The sequence below is a fragment of the Paenarthrobacter histidinolovorans genome, from assembly GCF_014647595.1.
In the GTDB taxonomy this organism is placed as follows: Bacteria; Actinomycetota; Actinomycetes; order Actinomycetales; family Micrococcaceae; genus Arthrobacter; species Arthrobacter histidinolovorans.
On record NZ_BMPM01000012.1, the window covers coordinates 1 to 18,265 of the forward strand.

General features: G+C 60.7%; 22 protein-coding genes. 8 read left to right on the forward strand and 14 right to left on the reverse strand.

The features are described from left to right. Nucleotides 1-157: 157 nt before the first annotated feature. From IEY62_RS20415 to IEY62_RS20425, 3 genes are all read right to left on the reverse strand, one after another. On the reverse strand, nt 158-508 hold the full coding sequence (locus IEY62_RS20415) for a hypothetical protein (protein ID WP_189021241.1): 351 nt from the start codon (nt 506-508) through the stop codon (nt 158-160). Nucleotides 509-586: 78 nt separating this feature from the next. Then, nucleotides 587-862 carry a hypothetical protein gene (locus IEY62_RS20420; protein WP_189021242.1) on the reverse strand — a complete coding sequence of 92 codons (276 nt, stop codon included), beginning with the start codon at nt 860-862 and terminating at the stop codon, nt 587-589. Nucleotides 863-936: 74 nt separating this feature from the next. Continuing rightward, the gene (locus IEY62_RS20425; protein WP_189021243.1) at nt 937-1,368 is read right to left on the reverse strand and encodes a hypothetical protein; all 432 of its coding nucleotides are present in this window, start codon (nt 1,366-1,368) and stop codon (nt 937-939) included. 429 nt (nt 1,369-1,797) lie between these two features. On the opposite strand from IEY62_RS20425, the gene IEY62_RS20430 reads away from it, so the two are divergent. From IEY62_RS20430 to IEY62_RS20460, 7 genes are all read left to right on the forward strand, one after another. Next, nucleotides 1,798-2,103, forward strand: a complete 306-nt coding sequence (locus tag IEY62_RS20430; protein ID WP_229785482.1) for a hypothetical protein — start codon at nt 1,798-1,800, stop codon at nt 2,101-2,103. 912 nt (nt 2,104-3,015) lie between these two features. Then, a complete protein-coding gene (locus IEY62_RS20435; protein WP_189021244.1) occupies nt 3,016-4,026 on the forward strand; it encodes an ATP-dependent DNA ligase in 1,011 nt (336 codons plus the stop codon). Nucleotides 4,027-4,763: 737 nt separating this feature from the next. Continuing rightward, nucleotides 4,764-5,195 (forward strand): LexA family protein, encoded by a 432-nt coding sequence (locus tag IEY62_RS20440; protein ID WP_189021245.1) that lies wholly within the window; start codon nt 4,764-4,766, stop codon nt 5,193-5,195. Between the two features lie 35 nt (nt 5,196-5,230). Then, nucleotides 5,231-6,529 (forward strand): Y-family DNA polymerase, encoded by a 1,299-nt coding sequence (locus IEY62_RS20445; RefSeq protein WP_189021246.1) that lies wholly within the window; start codon nt 5,231-5,233, stop codon nt 6,527-6,529. Between the two features lie 27 nt (nt 6,530-6,556). Next, the gene (locus IEY62_RS20450) at nt 6,557-6,871 is read left to right on the forward strand and encodes a hypothetical protein (RefSeq protein ID WP_189021247.1); all 315 of its coding nucleotides are present in this window, start codon (nt 6,557-6,559) and stop codon (nt 6,869-6,871) included. Further along, nucleotides 6,871-7,269 carry a hypothetical protein gene (locus tag IEY62_RS20455; protein WP_189021248.1) on the forward strand — a complete coding sequence of 133 codons (399 nt, stop codon included), beginning with the start codon at nt 6,871-6,873 and terminating at the stop codon, nt 7,267-7,269. Before IEY62_RS20450 ends, IEY62_RS20455 begins: the two co-directional genes overlap by 1 nt. A gap of 15 nt (nt 7,270-7,284) precedes the next feature. Continuing rightward, nucleotides 7,285-7,422, forward strand: coding sequence for a hypothetical protein (locus IEY62_RS20460; protein WP_189021344.1), 138 nt, complete (start codon nt 7,285-7,287; stop codon nt 7,420-7,422). 20 nt (nt 7,423-7,442) lie between these two features. Here the strand turns inward: IEY62_RS20460 and IEY62_RS20465 are convergent, their stop codons facing one another. The 11 genes from IEY62_RS20465 to IEY62_RS20510 all read right to left on the reverse strand — a co-directional run bounded on the left by IEY62_RS20465 (nt 7,443) and on the right by IEY62_RS20510 (nt 17,161). Beyond that, the gene (locus IEY62_RS20465) at nt 7,443-7,970 is read right to left on the reverse strand and encodes a hypothetical protein (protein WP_189021249.1); all 528 of its coding nucleotides are present in this window, start codon (nt 7,968-7,970) and stop codon (nt 7,443-7,445) included. Between the two features lie 156 nt (nt 7,971-8,126). Next, a complete protein-coding gene (locus tag IEY62_RS20470; protein WP_189021250.1) occupies nt 8,127-8,309 on the reverse strand; it encodes a YegP family protein in 183 nt (60 codons plus the stop codon). Nucleotides 8,310-8,395: 86 nt separating this feature from the next. After that, nucleotides 8,396-9,100: an SOS response-associated peptidase gene (locus IEY62_RS20475; RefSeq protein ID WP_189021251.1), complete on the reverse strand. Its 705-nt coding sequence runs from the start codon at nt 9,098-9,100 to the stop codon at nt 8,396-8,398. Nucleotides 9,101-9,178: 78 nt separating this feature from the next. Then, nucleotides 9,179-9,409, reverse strand: coding sequence for a helix-turn-helix domain-containing protein (locus IEY62_RS20480; protein WP_189021252.1), 231 nt, complete (start codon nt 9,407-9,409; stop codon nt 9,179-9,181). Nucleotides 9,410-9,473: 64 nt separating this feature from the next. Then, a complete protein-coding gene (locus IEY62_RS21830) occupies nt 9,474-9,605 on the reverse strand; it encodes a hypothetical protein (RefSeq protein ID WP_268241122.1) in 132 nt (43 codons plus the stop codon). A 192-nt stretch (nt 9,606-9,797) separates the two neighbouring features. Then, entirely contained in the window at nt 9,798-10,148 is a 351-nt protein-coding gene (locus IEY62_RS20485) for a hypothetical protein (protein WP_189021253.1), read from the reverse strand. Nucleotides 10,149-10,353: 205 nt separating this feature from the next. After that, nucleotides 10,354-10,611, reverse strand: coding sequence for a hypothetical protein (locus IEY62_RS20490; RefSeq protein ID WP_189021254.1), 258 nt, complete (start codon nt 10,609-10,611; stop codon nt 10,354-10,356). Then, entirely contained in the window at nt 10,608-13,307 is a 2,700-nt protein-coding gene (locus IEY62_RS20495; RefSeq protein WP_189021255.1) for an aminotransferase class I/II-fold pyridoxal phosphate-dependent enzyme, read from the reverse strand. The genes IEY62_RS20490 and IEY62_RS20495 overlap by 4 nt, the downstream gene beginning before the upstream one ends. A 257-nt stretch (nt 13,308-13,564) precedes the next feature. After that, entirely contained in the window at nt 13,565-14,224 is a 660-nt protein-coding gene (locus tag IEY62_RS20500) for a TetR/AcrR family transcriptional regulator (RefSeq protein ID WP_189021256.1), read from the reverse strand. Nucleotides 14,225-14,282: 58 nt separating this feature from the next. Beyond that, on the reverse strand, nt 14,283-15,635 hold the full coding sequence (gene hisD / locus IEY62_RS20505) for a histidinol dehydrogenase (RefSeq protein WP_189021257.1): 1,353 nt from the start codon (nt 15,633-15,635) through the stop codon (nt 14,283-14,285). Between the two features lie 50 nt (nt 15,636-15,685). Then, nucleotides 15,686-17,161, reverse strand: coding sequence for an APC family permease (locus IEY62_RS20510; RefSeq protein WP_229785483.1), 1,476 nt, complete (start codon nt 17,159-17,161; stop codon nt 15,686-15,688). A 479-nt stretch (nt 17,162-17,640) separates the two neighbouring features. On the opposite strand from IEY62_RS20510, the gene IEY62_RS20515 reads away from it, so the two are divergent. Next, a complete protein-coding gene (locus IEY62_RS20515; RefSeq protein WP_189021258.1) occupies nt 17,641-18,255 on the forward strand; it encodes a recombinase family protein in 615 nt (204 codons plus the stop codon). Nucleotides 18,256-18,265: the final 10 nt, after the last annotated feature.

The following is an 18,265-nucleotide window of genomic DNA, read 5'->3' on the forward strand; positions in this document are numbered from 1 at the left end:
CCCGCCCGGGCTTGCCGCACGCACCAGGTAAGCACAGCCGGACCCGTCGCGGGAACGGCGGTCCGCCGCCGACAACCACCCACCAAAGCGGGCCACCCGCGGCGGACCGCCCGCCCACACAAGGCGACCGGCCCCGAGGGACCGGCCGCCGTCAGGTCTATTCGCGGCGGTCGTGGAGCGGGATGGCTCCGTACTGTCCGGCTGCGCGCCGGAATCGTGAGTCGCTGCTGAAGATGAATGTGCCGCCGAACATGTACCACGGGGCGGGTTCGTCCTCCGGGGTGACCGGTTCGGCGTGGATCACGGTTTCGCGGTGGAAGTTCTCGTTTTTGACGAGCCGGACGGCGGGCCGTTCCTCGGTGGCTTCGAAAATGGGGTCGATGCCCTCGCCGATGACGGTTACCTCCATGACGCGGGCGGAGATGCCTTGATTGGAAAAGTCCGTGCCCAGGGCGTCGCGGTAGATCAGTGCGGTGATGCCTTTGGGGGCGGTGGTTTCGTTGCTCATGTGCTGGCTCCTTTGAAGTGGTGGGGGGGCTGTGCTGCCCGGCTCTGGCCGGGCAGCACAGCGGTTTTTCGGTTCCTGCTAGAGAAACGTGGGGCGGTGTTCCGGGGCGAACAGGACGGCTACGGCTTCGTTGTGCCAGTCCAATCCGGCATATTGGCGGGTGGTGGTCAGCTCGCCGGGATTCACGTTCGCCTCGGTCGTGACGGCTTCGGCCATGCCACGCAGGTGCGCGGCGAGGTCAGCGGCGGAATCGGTGCTGTAGGCCACGGGCGATTTCTCAACGATCGCGGCGAGGGTTTCGAGGAAAACCACGGCTTGCGCCGGGGTTTGGGCGATCGTGCGGTGTCCGGTCATTGTTCATGGTCCTTTGCTGTTGGTGGTTGCGGTGCCCCGCCTGCGTGTGGCGGGGCACCGGCTTGTGATGCTGGCTAGGCGGCGTAGGCGAGGTTGCAGGGAATCCGGTAGCGGCTGGGAAGCTCAGCGGCGGCTAGGGGCAGGTCTGCCGGGCCGTCGGCCTGTCCGCTCTTCCAATGGCAGAACGCCTCTTCGGTGATCGCGTCCCAGAACCGGGCCTTGGTCCGGTAAAACGTGGTTTTCACATCGCCTTCGCAGTAGGTGGCCATGCCGAACAGGTTGCCGATGTTATCGGCGGTGCGGATTCCGGCGACCATGACGTAGGGCCACTGGCCGAGGTCCCAGCCGTCACAGCCCCAGCTGGGAATGACAGCCCAACCGTGTTCTCCGATGAGTTCCATCCAGTCGTAGCCGTCGTTCATGTGGTAATCACCCAGTACAGTGACGCCGCCGATGGTTTCGGCGGTGTCCTCGGTGGTGATCGTCTGGACGCTGATTGCGTTCATGGTGTTGCTCCTTCTTTTGCCGAGAAAGGTGGTGGGTGGGGCGGCTTAGGTGACCGGCCAGCTCCCCTCTCCCCCCGTTGTTTTTTGGCTGCTGGCGAAGCTTGCGGAGCTGTGGCCGACGGAGGCCTGTCTACCCTTGGGCAAGGTGTGGGAAATTCCCGGAGGAAATAAGCGAAGCGCCNATAGAATCCGAAGGACAGCAGCCAAAAAACGTCGTAGACACAAAGGGCCAGGGTGTCCGGAGCTCTGCGACGGCGCGCCCTGGACCCAACAGCCGGCCGCGCCAGCGGCCGCCCAAAAGGGGTGCGAGCCCCAGCGAGCATGTGTCGTTGCTGGAACTGTCAGCGTGGCCGGGTAGCGTGGCTTTAGTCCCGCCTGGTAGCCCCCAATCCCAGGCGGGATCACTTGTTTCAGAAGGAGAGGTAGGCAGTGGGATTACGGAACTTCCTGAACAGGCGCAGCCGTCCGGCTGAGGTCGAGGCTCCGCATGTGGCGGTGCAAGCCCCTGCCGATTCGGCATCCCTGACACCTGAGCAGCTGGCGGACCTCGACGCTGCACGCGCTGAGTTGCTGCAAGTCGCGGCCGAAGTCGGGGTAAGGAGCCTCAATGCTTGCCCCCGGGACGGGAGCCGGTGGCAGGACGATCCCGTGACCGTCCGGACCATAACGGCGCTCATCAGGGAGAGTCACCGCGCCGAGCAGACCTGCGCGGAAGACGACGGGCCGACGCGCTAGATAGATTGTCAGACGTCCCTGCCAGACTAGAAGGCACACCTACAGCGACAATGAAGGAGTGGTTTTGGTTCCACTGAGGGCAAGAGCCCACAACTACTTCGGCGGCCTCGTGTGCCGTGCGCGGGGTAAACACCGGCTGTTTCTTGTTGCGGCTTTCCGGCTGGTGCCAGGGAAAGGTGAGCAAAGCGAGCGACGACCTTTTTGCTCAGTCTGCTGGCAGATGCCGGGCGACTGACCGGCCCGGTAGGGCGGGCCGCCGCGTGGCAGACCCGCCCGGATCCGGTTTAGCTTCCGTCACCCTTGGGGAGGGTGGCGCGGTAGGCCATGATCGCCGCTCCCAGCGCTGTGAGTGAGAGAACGAAGTTCACGATGGTCAGTGGTTCCATGAGGGTTTCCTTATCGGTGAGGTGGTCATATCCTGAGAAAGGAGACCGGTGGCCGCAACCAAGCGGTCACGACCACCGGATTGTGTGACTACTACCTCCTCGCTTTACGCTTACGCTTCCGAGTTACCGCTCGGGAGCGTTTGCTTGTTAAGCGCGCGTTCCGCGTGGAGAGTAGAGCGATGACAGCTGTCATCAAGCTCACGACCGAAGTCGCGAGCTTGATCGCGTCGTCGATGCTCATGTAGCCACCTCCTTTCTGCCCCGCCGTGCGAGGCCCCCACTGGTCCAGCCGGTCGAGGGTGGGCCGTCAACCCCGAAGAGTGGCCGGGGAATCCCGCGAAATAAGGGAGCGCAGCGACCGCGTGGGATTGCCCGGTTGCGTGGGTTGACGGGTCGGGCCCCCGGACGGCTACGATCAGTGGCCTTGTCCGGAGAACAACCCAGCCACATGTAAGGCAAAAACAGGCTTTTACAGGCCGAAGCGAAGCGAAGGTCCGTTCTGGTCCTGGTCCCTTAGGCTGGGCGCATGGACGAGTCCATTCCGCGGGCACTGCAACCACCGGTTGCTGTTGCCCTGGCAAAGCTCGTCAAGACATTCCCCGGCCCGGGCGCACTGCCGGGAGGAATGTGGGCCGAACCCAAATGGGATGGCTACCGGGCCATCGTTTTGAACGATTCGGACGGGGTGACACTGTGGAGTCGGCAGGGCAAGGAACTTTCGAGGATCTTTCCTGATCTGTGCGCGGCGGTGCGGGCCCACGTCCCGCCCGGGGTGGTCCTGGACGGCGAAGCGGTGATCTGGAATGGGGACCGGCTGGACTTTGAGGCGCTGCAGCGCCGCATGGTCAGCTCCAGGGCGGCCCTGCCCGTACTGGTCCACGAGCTGCCGGCAGCGTTCGCGGCGTTTGATGTCCTGGCCGTTGCCGGGCAGGACATCCGGAGTGTTCCGTTCGCGGGCCGCCGCCAGCTGCTCGAGGAACTGGCCCGGGACTGGGCCGCTCCTTTGAACCTCTCCCCCACCACCGCGGACATGGACCTAGCCAAGACCTGGTTGAAGGACCTGCCGGCCACAGGAGTGGAAGGGCTGGTGTTCAAGGGAGGGGCGCAGCCCTATGATGGCTCGCGCGCCTGGTTGAAGCTGAAGACAAAAAGCACGTTCGATGCGGTCTGTGCAGCCGTCATCGGTCCGATAACGCAACCGCAGGCCATCATCGCCGGCTTGCCGGTCGATGGGCAGCTGCGGATTGTCGGCCGCTCTACGGTTCTTTCCACCAGGGTAGGGCGTGAGCTGGGCCGCCAGCTCCGCCCTGCCCTGCCCGGGCACCCATGGCCGGAAGAGATCAGCGAGACCTCGCTGAACAGATTCAGCAAAGACAAAGGGCCGGTTCACCTGACATTGGTGGAGCCGATCGTGGTTGAGATGTCAGCCGACGTCGCTTGGAGCGACCAATCCTTCAGACATCCGCTTTCCATGCTCCGGTCCAGACCGGAGCTTGACCCTGCCGACGTCGAACTCCCACCGCACCTGGAATGGTAGCTCTTACCAGTCGCGGTGGACGGGTTGTGCACACTGGCGGGCAGGTGGAGCCCTCCGCACAGCTCAAAGCTGTCCCCATTGTGTGCAAGCCGTAGTTTTTGCTCTGACGCAACGGCTTCGGACCTTCCTTGGAGGACGGGTCTACATCGATTGGCCGTGAAACGTGAACGGCGGTTGTTGAGCCTACGCTCAACAACCGCCGCCTTTTAGTTACAGATCCCCAAGCCAGTCAATGAGCGTGACGATAAGTCGCCCCGCACCAATGACGCAGCTCAAGATACCCCAGGTCTGGTTTTGCTTTCGCTTAGCCATAGTGAGGCCTCCCTTCTACTAGAACGGAGGCGCAATCTGCCGTCTTTTCTTAACCTTGGTTAGGAAAATCTGGCCAGGGGCATTAGTCTTGAGGTGTTGCAACAGCAAGGATAATGCCCTTGTGATCGCACCAAAAGGAGCATCAGAATTTATAGAAGGACCCGGTTGCAGCCGGGTTCTTCTTTTTTGGTTCCAATGCAGGACCGGAGCCCTATGAACAAGTGTACTAGTCTCGCGCCCCGTCACCCCCTCTTGTAGCCGCGAGTGACAAGTACGCTCCCGATTCCGTGGGCGCAGCTACTCAACAGTCCAAGACCAGGCTAACCGCGGCTCCCTGCGAACCCCATTGGATATTGCGACGCTACTTTGTCCGAGCATCAAGGTACACTCGTTTATCGAACATAGTTTCGAATAAAAGGTGTGTTGTGGGCGTGATAGTTGGCCCCCGTGTGATAGATGCGGGACTTTCCCTTGTGACGGCTTTGCTGGCGCCGGTAGCGGTGGCCGCCGGCTATCCCTCGCCCGCCCAGGACTACTTTGATGGCCGGATCGATCTCAACGAACACCTGGTCAAGGATGTGACCAGCACCTTCATTGTCCGCGTTGTCGGCCAGTCCATGGAACAGGCCGGGATCAGTGACGGCGATGAGCTGGTGGTGAACCGGGCGCTGGAACCGAAGAACGGTTCCGTGGTGATCGCAGTCTTGGACGGGGAACTGACGATCAAGCGGCTGCGCATCACGCCCACTGGGGTGATCCTGCAGGCCGACAATCCACGCTTCCCTGATATCGAGGTTCCGGCCTTGTCAGACCTGATTATCTGGGGCGTGGCCACGAGGTGCCTCCACCATGTTTAGCTCACTTCCCGTTAAACGGGCGATCGGCGGCCGTGATGTCTAAGCCCGCGGTGATGCGCCGGATGCAGGAGATAGCGCATGTGGACGTGAACTGTTTTTACGCCTCGGCCGAACGCGCGTTCAATCCTGCGTTGGAGGGCAAGCCGGTCATTGTGCTGTCCAACAATGACGGCTGCGCTGTCACCCGCTCCCCGGAAGCGAAGCGCCTGGGCATTGCCATGGGTGAGCCGTGGTTCAAGCTCCGGCCCCGGGCGAAGGAATGGGGCCTGGTGGCCCTGTCGAGCAACTACGAACTGTACGGAGACATCTCCGCCCGGGTGATGGAGCTGCTGGGCCGCTACTCCGCGTGGTTGGAGGTGTACTCCATCGATGAAGCGTTCCTTGGCGTCAAAGGCGAACCCGATCAGCTGCTGGCCCTCGGGCGTGAGATGAAGGCCGCGTGCCGGCGGAACGTCGGCGTGCCGGTCTGCGTCGGGATCGCACCCACGAAAACCCTCGCCAAGCTGGCCAACAAGTGGGCCAAGAATAACCCAGCCTTCGGTGGGGTGTGCCGGTGGGAATCAGTGCCGGCCGAGCAGCGCGAAGCGCTCATGGCCAAGCTGTCCGTGATCGAAATCTGGGGCGTGGCCACCAGGTTGACCAAACGCCTGAACGCGATGGGAATCTTCTCGATCCTGGACCTGACCCGGGCGAACCCGGTAGCGATCCGGGACAAATTCTCCATCGTCATGATGCGCACCGTGTTGGAACTGCAAGGCACCCCGTGCATCCCGATGGAAGAGGAACGGATCGGCCGGGACCAGCTGATCTTCTCCCGGTCCTTCTCCACACCGATCATCACAACGGCAGGGTTGCGGCAGGTCATGAGCGTGTACGCGCAGATGGCCTCCGCCAGGTTGGCCAAACACGACCTGCAAGCGAAGGTGCTGACAGCGTTCGCGGCGACGTCGCACTTCAACCCGAACGAAAAGTCCTTTCCCTCGGTCTGCCTGGCGTTGCCGATGCCCACCGCTGACCCGGTGCTGCTCACCCGGGCTGCCCATGCACTGCTCCCGCAGGTCCATGAGGGTGTGAAGTACGTCAGGGCCGGGATCATGGTCACCGACCTGCGCCCGTCCGGGAACCAGAAACCCTTGGAACTGTTCGAGAACCCGCACGAAGAACGCGGCATAGGGATCCTGCTCGAAGACGTCGCCAAACGGTACGGCCGCGGCTCCATCGGCCTGGGACATGCCGGGATCAAAGGCGGCCCGGACTGGTCCATGAAACGCGACATGCTCTCCCCCAGATACACCACCCACTGGGACGAACTCCCCCTAGTTAAGGCCGCCTGACCGGCGCCCAACAGAAAGGAGTCCACCATGACTCTTGCACCCGAACGCCCCACCACCGGCCATGACGTCGATGTCCGGTTCACTCCGGATGGGATGCCCATGGCGATCCGGTATGACGGCCGGATCTGGATGGTCGACCTCGACGTCCACACTGCGCACTGGTTTACCAGGGACGCATGGTGGGAAACCCGTCACCGGGCAGCGATCGGCACCGGTGACCTGGTCAGCGTCGAACACTGGCAGGTCCAAGCCACACTCCCGACAGCCGGCGCCGAGCTGCGCACCTTCACCCTGCGGCGGGAGCCCTTGGCTACCGCGTGGCAGCTGGAATCCATCAGCTAGTGCCAACTGACTTGTACCGCTCCCCTGTCCCGGAACAACTGTGGGAGCGGATCCGCAACGAGTTCCACCTCCCCACCCTGGAACAGGTCCGGGAACGCTTCGCCTCCGTGCACGAGGACCCCGAACCGGCGATGAGGCAGCTGGTCCGCGTTTTTATCGGTGAAGGGACGTACTGCCCTGGGTACCAATTCCGCGCCGATCTGTCCCTTAACCCTGTGGTGACTGGACTGCACGAACAGGCGATGCTGTTGCGGATCCCCCACAACTATTTCGCGCTGTGGATGATGGTCCCCTCCCCCGCCCTGGACGGGCGGCGCCCGGTGGACCTGCGGAACATCCAAGACCCCTCCCCGCTGCAGGCGGCACTGGGCCGGGTCCGCGCTGACCTGGCAGCCTAAGATATGGGAGTGAAAGTGACCCTGACCGTAGAAGCTGCCGATGGCAAACAAAGTTACGTCGACGGCGAAGGCGAGACATACGACGAAGCGAAAGCCGCCGCCGAAGCGTTGATTCCGGAAGGCTCCAAGGCCATCGTCCTTCGCACCAGCTAGCAATACTGCGCTGGCCAGGGTTATTTGTCGGCCCAGCGCTCGTGCGCGGCTTGGCGGCTGATGCCGGCAGCGCGGCCAATGTCTGTCCAGGAAGCCCCTGCTGCTTTGGCGGCCGCGACGGTTTTATCCAGCCGGTGCCCGGCCTGGCGGTGCTCCTTCGCCGCTGCCTCCACACCCAGAATCGCCTCGGATGGCGCAATGTGGATCATCCACTCGTCCTGGACGGCGTCCTCCACGCGTTCTGAGACAAAAGCGCCCTTCCCTGGAGGGCAGTATTCTTTGCGGGAGGCGAAATCAGCCTCTGCTGCTGAGGCAACCCTGTGCCAGAGCTCTCCCTGCCACCCACAGGTGCAAGCACCACGCCAACTCATGATGAGGTCGTGCGGGACGATCTCCTGATCAGGGAAGAACTCCCCGGCCGGTTCGTAGTGGCCGGTGGTTCCGTGGACAATCATTCCCGAACCGTTGGAAGTCCCCGTGAGCCGCCCGTCGGGCGCGACCGCAGCAACCCAGCCCTCATGGTTGTAGTCGTTGGATGTCCAGCCCATGGCTCCACGCCTTCCCGTCAAGGTTTCCTGACAGGAAGTCTTGCAGGAGCCACCGACAAAAACCAGAACCAGGAACCAGGAACATGACGCGGCAAGGCCCCCGCTGCTGCTCTCGGCAGCGGGGGCCTTTCGTGGTTACCTGGCGGACCGTGTGAATCAGGAGCCGGTAAGGTCCACCACGTCGGAACCGGCGTTGTTCTTCACAGACGTAATGCCATTCAGGGCGGCGGCCTTGGTGGTGTACGACTCGCTGCTGGCGATAACTTCACCGTAGCCGGCCTTCAGCCGGAACCGGAAACCACCGGACTTGTCTTTGTAGACTTCGAACTTTCCTGCCATGAGTGATCCTCCTTCATGATGCCCACCCCCACGGGCGGCAATACGGGGAACTGCCCTAACGAGGCCATCCTAACCGCGTGGGTACCTCACTCGGCTGGTTCAATCAGCTCGGGTCCGTTGCTCCGGACGCTATTCACACGGGTGCTGACAATCCGGGGCGTCAGCGTTGGTTCCGGCAAGGAGTCCAACAAGTGCTGGACATCGGATTTGTCGGTCAGGTCAGGGTCGAGCCATTCCGCATAGCGGTCCTGCGGGATGATGACCGGTGAACGGTCGTGGACGTGTCCCAGCGCGTCCTGGGTCGTTGTGGTGAGCACTGTGCAGGTCAGCAACCACCGCTCGGGATCGTCCTCGGGCAGCTCCGGATCGGGCCAGAACTCGTACAGGCCGGCGAAGCCCAGCAATGGTTCCTTTTCGGAGAACAGATAGTTCGGGATCTTCTTGCCGTCCTCGGTCTTCTGCCATTCGTAGTAGCCCTCGGCGGGAACGATAGCTCTGCGCTTGACCGCAGCTGAACGGAACGACGGCTTCTCCAGGATCGTCTCACTCCTGGCGTTGATGAGCTTGGAGCCGATCTTGACGTCCTTTGACCAGGACGGCACCAGACCCCACTTGGCTATCAGCAGGCGCCGGTCAAGGGTGCCCTCGTCGAGCCGTTCGGCCACGATCGGCACGTTCTGGGTCGGGGCGACGTTCCAGCTCGGCTCTGGAGGGCTGCCCTCAACTTCCTTGGTCTCGAAATGGCTCAGAAGATCACTCGTTGCTTTGGACATCACGTATCTGCCGCACATGAGCCCATTCTGCCCATAAAACCGTCAAAGTGCCGTTGGTGCGCGGTTTCGGATCGCTTGCAACGGTGGTCTCGCCACCTACTCGGGCAGCTCTCCCGCAGCGATCCGCTCGGCGGTGCGCCGGTAGGCCTCGGTGATGTAGTCCTCAACATCGCTGGCAGCAGTACGCCAGACGTTCCGGCCCCCGACCTGGATCCCGCGGAGTTCGCCGGACTTCAACAACGCCCTAATCTGGCTCACGGAGACGTTTAGTTCTTCGGCGACCTGCTCAACGGTTAGGAACCGGTACTTGTTGGTTTCATCGGACATCCGTCCGTCGTAGAGCGGTACAGGTGCCCCGCCAGGGAAAAACTCAGGGGGCACCTCAGCTCGTCTACTTGCGGCGCAGCGAGCGAACAAGCCTCGTCGCTCGCTGCGCCGCAGGTTCATGCAGGAGAACGAGGAAGAGAATGCAAATCCAACCGAATTGAACGTCGATCTCGGGGATGTAAGAGAGAGCTGTCATCAGAGTCCTTCATTAGAGAGTGCCGTCGCGGGGTTGCTACGGGCTACTCCGAACGATCGCTGAGCACGGCTGCCCACGGGGGGAAGGCGCGTTTCTACGTTTTCGTTCACAAAAATCCCTATGCGGGCATCCCTCCCACGGCCGTCATCTCCGCTGGCAGTCCAGCGGCGACCCACTTCCTCGACTTTGGTACTACGGCTGATGAGCTGGGGGGCCACCACCAGCCATCAAAAGGGCAACCATCGCCCGCGCGTTCTCTGGACTGCCCCAAATCCATTCATTCGCGAAGCTGTAGACGCGATCGTCTTGCTGCTGGGCGATCCCCACGCCAAGCGCCGGCCGAGATTTGGCCATGCGGGCAACACTGGACTTACTCACTCCTGTTACCTGCGCGACTGCGCGCTGGGACATGCCCGAGTCAAGCAGAAGCGTGACAGCCTGAGCGATAGCCACTTCCGCGGCCAGACTGGCTTGATGGGCAAGAAGCCTCGCTTGGGCGACCGCCGTGGTTGCGGTCCGTTCAATGTTCAGGTCATCTGTCATGTTTCAGAGCGTACCAGAAGTGCCCCATTCGTGGGGCACTTTGGGGGCGTTGCAATGCCGTTCCATTTCCTTAAAAGTGGGACGCCAAGGCTAACCATTGACGGAGGATTTCAAGCGCGCCTCCGCCGGAGGGTTGAGTTCGCCCCTAGTTCGAGGCCAGAGCGGAAGACGTGTCGTGTTCCGAGTAAACGGGAAATCCGGCTGCTTAGCGGAGATAACGTTCGGTGATAGTCCCGTATGGGACTGCCTTCGAGAGCTCAACGGTAAAGGTCGAGGGGCTGTTCCTGGTAACGAGTATGCCGTGGGTACCTAGGCGCCGCGCTTCCGTAATGGCATCGCCAACGATGACGTCCAGCTCTTTTTCAAGGTCCTTTCTGGCATGGATATTGAACCTTGCCGTGAATGGGGCATGTGACTGTGGGAGTTCGTCTGGCGGAGTGGTCGTTGAGACTAAGTCGGTCATGGTTGGAATCCGTGTTGGCCCAGGGCAGCGGTGGTGAAGACGGAATACCCAAGTTGGGGTTGGTATCCGTGGACTTCTCTGGTGTCCAGGGCATCCATGTAGTCGAGGATTTCAGCGCTGAAGATTTGGCCGGGTACGAGAACCGGGAATCCTGGCGGGTATGGAGTGACGAATCGCGCCGAGATGACGTCCTGTTGAAGCATTCGTTCGCGTATTTCCGGAGACCGAAGATACTCGGTTGTCCCTGGTTTGTAGGCTAAATAATAGGCTGACCGCATGTCGCCGGCCAGTTCCCCGGCGGTCTGGAATGCCTCCGCGAAGCGGCTGAAGTGGGGAAGCGTTGGTGTTGGTGTTCCTTGAGTAACGACCTTGAGTTGGCGGGTGTAAAGGGCGCCGCTCTTTTCTCGTTCGAGTTGTTCTGCGATCTTGACGAGCACTTCGATGAGGTACGCCACCGAGCTTCGCGAGGTGCCAACGTTTGTCATGAACAGAACGTTGGTGCGGCTGGTCTTGTTGACCTGAATGCTGTGCTTGTCCATCAGGTATTCGTGCTTGAACGTGTCACCGTCGATGCCCGTGGCACGAATGTCGAGAGTGATCCTGCTTGGGTCTACGACAAATTCATCCTCAGTCCAGGATTCGTCCCAAGCTCCTAGCCCATCTTTGGCAGGGTTTCGGCTGTGTGTCTGCCGGAACCGGGCGGGGACGAGATCGTGAGTGGTCAGGATCTTGAAGTACTTCCTTAGCAGTGGGTGACGGCTGATGGAGGTGGACAGTGTTACCGCCAGGTCAGCTTGCTTCTGGACAAGCGCATAGCCTTCCAACTCGACTTGTCTGCGGCCGATATCGAGGGAGGCAAGGATTTGGTAGTTGGGGGATGTGGAGGTGTGGGTCATAAAGGCTTCCCGGAAGGCCTCGCCGTTAAGGGCAACAAATTCCTGATCGAAGACGTGGATCATGGACCCTTGGCGAAGTGACGTCAGAGTCTTGTGCGTCGATTGGGTGGCGTAGACCCTCAATCTGGCCGTTCTGGGATCGGCGATCAGCGGCGTGTCCTGCCACGTGTCATCGTCTGCTTCGGCGGCGGCCAAGGAACGTGCCTGCTCGTCATGTCGTCGCGCATAGGCAGGGTTCGCGAACTCATGTTCAAGATCGGCAGCTGCCTGCATGGCCGTTCGCTGCCGGTAGACCGGATGAGCCCCAGCGAAGGCAAACCACGCTTCGTCCCATAAGAAAACCAAGTCCGGTTTGATAGCCAGGCATTCTTCCATGACTTTGCGTGGGTCGTAGACGATTCCGTCGAAGGTGCAGTTCGTCAGGGTGAGCATCTTTACACGGTGAAGCTGCCCTTGCCGGCGGAAAGTCAGCAGTTTGCGTTTGATCTCTTCCAAGGGGACAGCCCCGTACAGTGAGTGGTCATCGAGAGGATAAGCATCGAGGTACGTGACTGAGGCGCCGGCCAAGACAAGTGCATAGTGGTGTGACTTGTGGCAGTTGCGGTCGACGAGAACAATGTCACCGGGGGCGACGATCGACTGGTGGACGATTTTGTTCGCAGTTGAAGTCCCGTTGGTGACGAAGTAGGTTCTGTGGCTGCGGAATGCCCGGGATGCCAGCTGCTGCGCTTCTTTGATTGACCCGTGGGGGTCAAGGAGTGAGTCCAACCCACCGGAGGTTGCTGACGTCTCGGCCATAAGCAAATTGGTGCCATAGAAGTCGACGAGGTCGCTGATCCACGGGGAGTTTTGCACTGAGCCTCCGCGGGATATTGGGAGTGCATGAAAGACACTCCCAGGTCGACGGCTGTGCTCCTGCAGGGCGGTGAAGAACGGCGTTTCATACCGTTCCATAATCCCGCCAAGGATGGACAGGTGCAGATCGGCGGCGTCTGTCCGGGCGAAGATGCGCCGGAATCTGCCGGTGAGGGAGCCTGCCAGGGACTCCATTGCGACTCCTGCGACCAGGTAAACGTCCAGTTCGGGGCGGATGGCGGCGATGACGTCAGCCAGTTCGAGGATGCGCTGTATTGGTCGTCTAAGTGCGAACTTTCCAGCCATGCGTCTCTCCACGAAGGTGCGCAACGGGGCGCTGAGGTTCCCGTTTGTTCTCAGGGAGAACCGGGGGCAGAGAATACAGGCTTGAATGTTTGGGTTGATGGTGAGGGCTACGAGGGCATCCTCGACGCTGGGAACGACGTTAATTTCGTAGCTGAACCCGTCGGTATCGCGGCGTTGCTCGGTGATGGAGCGTTTGAAATGTTCCGTTTCCTCAGTGGGTCCGTCGTCAATGACGAGGACCTCAATGGCAGGTCGAGGACTGGCTATAGAGGAAGTACGGCCGTTTGGTTCCGTGGTGGTGCTGGGCTGTGATGGCGTTTCAGGCCGTCCGAGGAGGTCGTTGACTGCTTCGACGTGTTCCAATGCGTCGCGCCGGCGCCCCTGGGCAACCAGGTCCGCAATCGTTTGGACCGTCTGGGCCCCCGGCAGCGCCCAGTAGGGCTCGAGCGATGCCAGCAACTCCAGAACGTGGTCGACGTCGTGCATGGACCCCTCGGATTCCCCGTGGAGCCGGTTTTGGACCAGCTCATTGAGGGCATAGCCAAGGAACTCCCAAGCATCACGCCTGGTACGCCAAGCGCTTTCCGGTGTTCCTGTGCGTGTGCTGACTGAAATTGTTTGGGGTGGGTTCAGGGTCATGGCCTTTTCTTACATACGTCGTCGTATCAGGGCGAGTGGTGGTGACTAACCCACGGAGAATGTAGGGTCAGTTCAGAATTTTTGGCACGGATGAGGCCACTCAAGGTCCCCAGAGTCTTGGCGTCTGCAATCTCGTACAACAACGGAAGCGCGTAGTCGCGCTCTTACTCGGAGGCATCAAGCCGCCGGGTAAGACGCCGCCTCAGTATGCCGATGGGCCCGGGGAATGTTGAATCACCGGGCCCCACAGCGGATCTCTATGCGTCCTCGTGCTCGGCGTCTGCCCGGTCTTTGATGAGGCGTCGGGACAGCCGCACCAGGCCGCTGCAGTGGAGGATATCCTCAGCAAAATGAATGAAGGTGTCAATTACCTTGTCAGGGTTGAGGTGCTTGTTCTCACTGACCAGGTGCAAGACCAGGCCGTCTTCCATCGACAGCAACATTCGAGCCACTTCGGCCGGTTTGCGGGTGGGTGCGAAGTATCCGAGCCTGATGCCGTCTTCGATGACTTGGACGTACTGGGAGTGTTCGCGTCGCCATAGCGATGACATCAGCTCGGCATGTTCGGAACTCCGTCTTGCCAGGCCGTGCATTTCGTAGAGCTGCTTGATGACCCCTGGATCGGTGTAAGGGGGCACCCCGGCAATGACTGCTGAGACCAGCCGGTGACGCGGGTCAAAGCTTCGTTGCTGCTCAGCCCTGCGGGCCTCGACGTACTCGTCCACGGCTGCACGGTGAACGTCGAGCATCAATGCATCAGTTTCGGGGTAGTGATACAGAACCGCCGCAGGGGAAACCCCCGCTTCGGCTGCGATATCCCGGATGCGCACCCCTCCCAGGCCTTTTTCGCTGACGACTCTTCCGGCAGCGCCGATCAGCGATAGTCGAGCCTTGGTTCCTCTGGATGAGCTGGTCACGTGTGTCATCTTCTCAGATTGCTGTAGTGGGAACTTCCCCTTACTGTGGCGGGAGCGGTCACTGCAAGATGGCTTCTTGCGTATCCTGCTGTGCCGTACGCGTCGGGCGTTCTTCGCGGATGGTCACAGCACGCCCGTGGGCCGGGAGATTTTCGGTCTCGGAGAGGAGCTTCACGTGCCCGGCGACTTCGTTCAGAGCTTCGCGTGTGTACTCGATGAAGTGGATGCCCCGCAGGAAGCTCTGCACCGAAAGCCCGCTGGAGTGCCTGCCGGTTCCGCCGGTGGGAAGGACATGGTTGGATCCTGCACAGTAATCGCCCAAGGAGACAGGCGCGTGGCCGCCGACGAAGACGGCCCCGGCGTTGCGGATCTGAGCCGCAACGCTTTGCGGGTCGGCGGTCTGGATTTCCAAGTGTTCAGCGGCGTAGCTGTTGGCTACCTCCACGGCCTTGTCCAGGTTCTCCACCAGAAGAATTCCTGACTGCTGTCCGGCCAGTGCTTCTTTGATGCGTTCAGAGTGCTTTGCTTCTGGAACTTGGGTCAGTAGTTCGGCGACGACCTCTCGTGCCAGGGAGTCGCTGTCGGTGACCAGGACCGCGGCTGCTAAGACATCGTGCTCTGCCTGACTGATAAGGTCCGCAGCGACCCAACTGGGGTTAGCCTCTCCGTCGGCAACGATCATCACTTCGGTGGGGCCGGCTTCAGCATCGATGCCGATACGGCCTTTAAGCAGTCTTTTGGCGGTCGCGACCCAAATGTTGCCGGGGCCTGTGACCAGGTCCACGGGTTTGACGGCAGCTTCATCAGCAGTTGCCGCGGCGCCGTAGGCGAACATTGCGATTGCCTGCGCCCCGCCGACCGCATAGACCTCCTCCACACCCAGCAATGCCGCAGCAGCAAGAATTGACGGGTGGGGGTATCCACCGAATTCCTTCTGGGGCGGGGACGCGATGGCGATGGAGGGCACCCCCGCTGCCTGGGCGGGCACTACGTTCATGACCACCGAACTGGGGTAAACAGCACGGCCTCCGGGAACATAAAGGCCGACCCGGTCCACCGGGAACCAACGCTCAGTGATGACGGCATTAGGGGCCACCGCCGTGCTGTGATCACGGCGGATCTGGTCCTCATGCACAACCCGTGCTCGCTTGATTGATTCCAGCAGCGCCGCCCGAACACCCTCGTCCAGCGCGGCTTCGGCCGCCTCGATAACGTGCTTAGGAACGCGCAGTGTCGGCGGGCGGACTCCGTCCAACCGTTCAGAGAGATTGAGCAGGGCCTCTAGTCCGCCGGTCCGGACTTCTTCGAGCAGGGGGCGGACCGCGTCTACGGTGCTTTCAATATCTACGTCGGCACGTGGAAGCAGGTCGTTGGTGAACTCGATGCCGCGCAGGTCGGTAAGGGAAATCATGGGAAGAGCCTTTCAAGCAATGATGAAACGAATAGAACGTTGGGCAGAGACTAGTCACGAGGACGGTTGCGGGCCATCAGATAGCCGCCGATAGCGATAAGGGAAATTACGGCGAGTGTGCCGAGAGTGAAGACTTCAAACTCGAGCTGAGACATGCTCCAGGTTTCCTCGAAGTCATACGGCAAGCCCAAAGCCATCTGGATCGTTCCGGGGAAGACCGCAGACCAGGTACCCAACACCACCCACGCCGTAATGAGGATGGTGCAGAACCACAGTCCACGCTTTCCACCGGGAACACGGTAGGGTCGCTTGACCTCAGACTGAACCTTGCGGAGACGGATAATAGTGGGGAAAATCCACAGGTAGCTGATCAACAGTGTCGTAACCGCGATGCCCAGGACAACAGCGAAGGCTGAACCACCATCGGATTGCAGGAAGATGGACGCGCACACCATGAAGACGGTGGCGACGATCCCGGAGAGGATGTTCACCCGCACCGGTGTCCCGAAACGGGCGTTGAAGACTCCGAAGTATCGCGGAAACGCACCATCGGCAGCTGCCGAAGCCTGCACACGATCCGAGGCGATCATCCATGCAGCTCCCTGGGTGAGAACCACGAAGATGAACAACAAGGCTGCGACGGCGATCATCGCAGGCGCGGCATCGCCGTAGACGCTGAAGACCGTACCCATGGCGTCCAGGAGTCCCCCGGCGCCAGTGATTTCGGACTCGGGCAGTACCGCCAGGATCGCGAAGATCGGAACGAGGTAGCACAGCGCTGAGACGACCGCTGAAACGGCGATGGACTTGGGAACATCCTTCTTCGGGTTACGCATTTCTTCTGCGGCACCGTTCTGCGCCTCGAACCCGACAAATGCAAACAACAGGACGGGCGTGACTTCCAGGAAGCCTTGGACCGTCGGTGAGAAGTCGCCAGCAGCGTACCCCTGGATACCGTTGATGGACGCGTAGATGGCCACCGAGATAACGAAGAACACCAGCAAACCGACCTTGACGATGGCACCGATGTTGAGCAGAACCTTGCCCCGTCGCAGGCTAATGACTGATATGAAGATCGCTACCCAGATGAAGATGAACTTGAACAGGTAGTCACCGAAGCTTCCCTCCTGCAGCGGCTGGATGAAGGTGCTCCAGGTCGCGGCGGAAATGAAGGCCAGCGAACCGCCAAGCCACACGGGATTCGTGATCCAGTAAAACATTGTGGAGATGGCCGCGGCAGCTTTGCCGAAAGCCAGCCGGACCCATACATACGGGCCACCCTCCTGCGAGAACGTGCTGCCCAGTTCGGCCATGACCAAGGCGTACGGGAACATGAATGTCACTACCAAGACGACGGCCCAGGTGAAAGCCTGGGCCCCTCCGAGGCCAGCGATTTGGGCAATCGTATCGATACCGATAGTTGCGGCAACTGTAAGGAAGATCATGTCCAGTCGGCCCAGGCTCTTCCTGAGATTTTGAACTGCCGGAACGTCCTCTTTGTTCTGTGATGGGGCTATTTGAGACACTTTGCGTCCTCTCGCTGTGGGGGCAGCAGCATAGATAGGAAATATTTGTTTTCCTGCGTGGAATCCGGCAGACGACGATGTCTTACTCAGACTCCGAAACTAAACAAAAGTTCAGAACTTGATCCCAATCTAAACAAGTGATCAGGATTACTGTCAAGACACCGAGCTGGATCGGGGCACACACTAGTTGCGCGCGGACCCCCGGAAGCCGACCAGTGCAGCCCCCGAAGGAAGTCCTTCATCGAACCTCCAAGGGCGGCTGACGGTTTCGACGAGGGTCATCAACAGGGACACCTTTTGGAACAGAGGTATTCGATGACGTGGTGTCCCATTTCCTTAGAACCGGGACACTCAGTCGGGACACTCCCCCATCAGTTCAGCACCCGCGAGAAACCTCGTAATTTTGATGTGCCGTTTGTTATTCCAAAACAAGCGCAACAATCCACGGTCACAGAGATGACTTTCGGTACGGTTCGAGCATGGACATTGGCTATGCGAGGGTCTCTACGGCCAAGCAAGACTTAGGCCGACAGCTCGACGCCTTGGCCGCTACCGGCATCACCAAGGTCTTTGCCGACAAGAAGTCCGGAGCCACCAGGAACAGACCCGGCCTTCAAGGTGCCCTGGACCACGCAAGGGCAGGAGATGTGATTGTGGTGCATACCTTGGACAGGTTGGGCCGGACAGTCCGCGACACCCTGAACATGATGCACGAGCTCAAAGAGCGTGGGATAGGTGTGCGGACTCTAGCCGATCCCTTACCAATCGATACTTCGGACCCAGACAATCCGATGGCGCAGCTTGCCGTGGTCATGCTCGCGCTCTTCGCTGAGATGGAGCGGACCTACGCGGCAGAACGGGCCGCTCATGCCCGCGCTGTGGCTACGGCCAACGGTCGACGAACCGGAAGACCCTCCGTAGTGGATCCCGACAAGCTCGAACATGCCACAATGCTTCGTGATAAGGGAGTCACCATCCGGGAGATCGTCACGAAAACAGGGCTGGCGCGCACTACTCTGTACCGGCACCTGCCGCCTCGTTCCTCTACGGATCAAGCAACCAGAGGTCGGGACATCGCTAGAACCGGGGGGTAAGCGGTGCCGT

Bases quoted from the DNA above. Each gene is read 5' to 3' on its own strand.
- IEY62_RS20425 (WP_189021243.1), bottom strand. From the start codon at position 1,368: ATGAACGCAATCAGCGTCCAGACGATCACCACCGAGGACACCGCCGAA.
- IEY62_RS20490 (WP_189021254.1), bottom strand. From the start codon at position 10,611: ATGACCGACTTAGTCTCAACGACCACTCCGCCAGACGAACTCCCACAG.
- IEY62_RS20470 (WP_189021250.1), bottom strand. From the start codon at position 8,309: ATGGCAGGAAAGTTCGAAGTCTACAAAGACAAGTCCGGTGGTTTCCGG.
- IEY62_RS21830 (WP_268241122.1), bottom strand. From the start codon at position 9,605: ATGACAGCTCTCTCTTACATCCCCGAGATCGACGTTCAATTCGGTTGG.
- IEY62_RS20445 (WP_189021246.1), top strand. From the start codon at position 5,231: ATGTCTAAGCCCGCGGTGATGCGCCGGATGCAGGAGATAGCGCATGTG.
- IEY62_RS20480 (WP_189021252.1), bottom strand. From the start codon at position 9,409: ATGTCCGATGAAACCAACAAGTACCGGTTCCTAACCGTTGAGCAGGTC.
- hisD (WP_189021257.1), bottom strand. From the start codon at position 15,635: ATGATTTCCCTTACCGACCTGCGCGGCATCGAGTTCACCAACGACCTG.
- IEY62_RS20485 (WP_189021253.1), bottom strand. From the start codon at position 10,148: ATGACAGATGACCTGAACATTGAACGGACCGCAACCACGGCGGTCGCC.
- IEY62_RS20495 (WP_189021255.1), bottom strand. From the start codon at position 13,307: ATGACCCTGAACCCACCCCAAACAATTTCAGTCAGCACACGCACAGGA.
- IEY62_RS20465 (WP_189021249.1), bottom strand. From the start codon at position 7,970: ATGGGCTGGACATCCAACGACTACAACCATGAGGGCTGGGTTGCTGCG.
- IEY62_RS20415 (WP_189021241.1), bottom strand. From the start codon at position 508: ATGAGCAACGAAACCACCGCCCCCAAAGGCATCACCGCACTGATCTAC.
- IEY62_RS20515 (WP_189021258.1), top strand. From the start codon at position 17,641: ATGGACATTGGCTATGCGAGGGTCTCTACGGCCAAGCAAGACTTAGGC.
- IEY62_RS20420 (WP_189021242.1), bottom strand. From the start codon at position 862: ATGACCGGACACCGCACGATCGCCCAAACCCCGGCGCAAGCCGTGGTT.
- IEY62_RS20475 (WP_189021251.1), bottom strand. From the start codon at position 9,100: ATGTGCGGCAGATACGTGATGTCCAAAGCAACGAGTGATCTTCTGAGC.
- IEY62_RS20450 (WP_189021247.1), top strand. From the start codon at position 6,557: ATGACTCTTGCACCCGAACGCCCCACCACCGGCCATGACGTCGATGTC.
- IEY62_RS20435 (WP_189021244.1), top strand. From the start codon at position 3,016: ATGGACGAGTCCATTCCGCGGGCACTGCAACCACCGGTTGCTGTTGCC.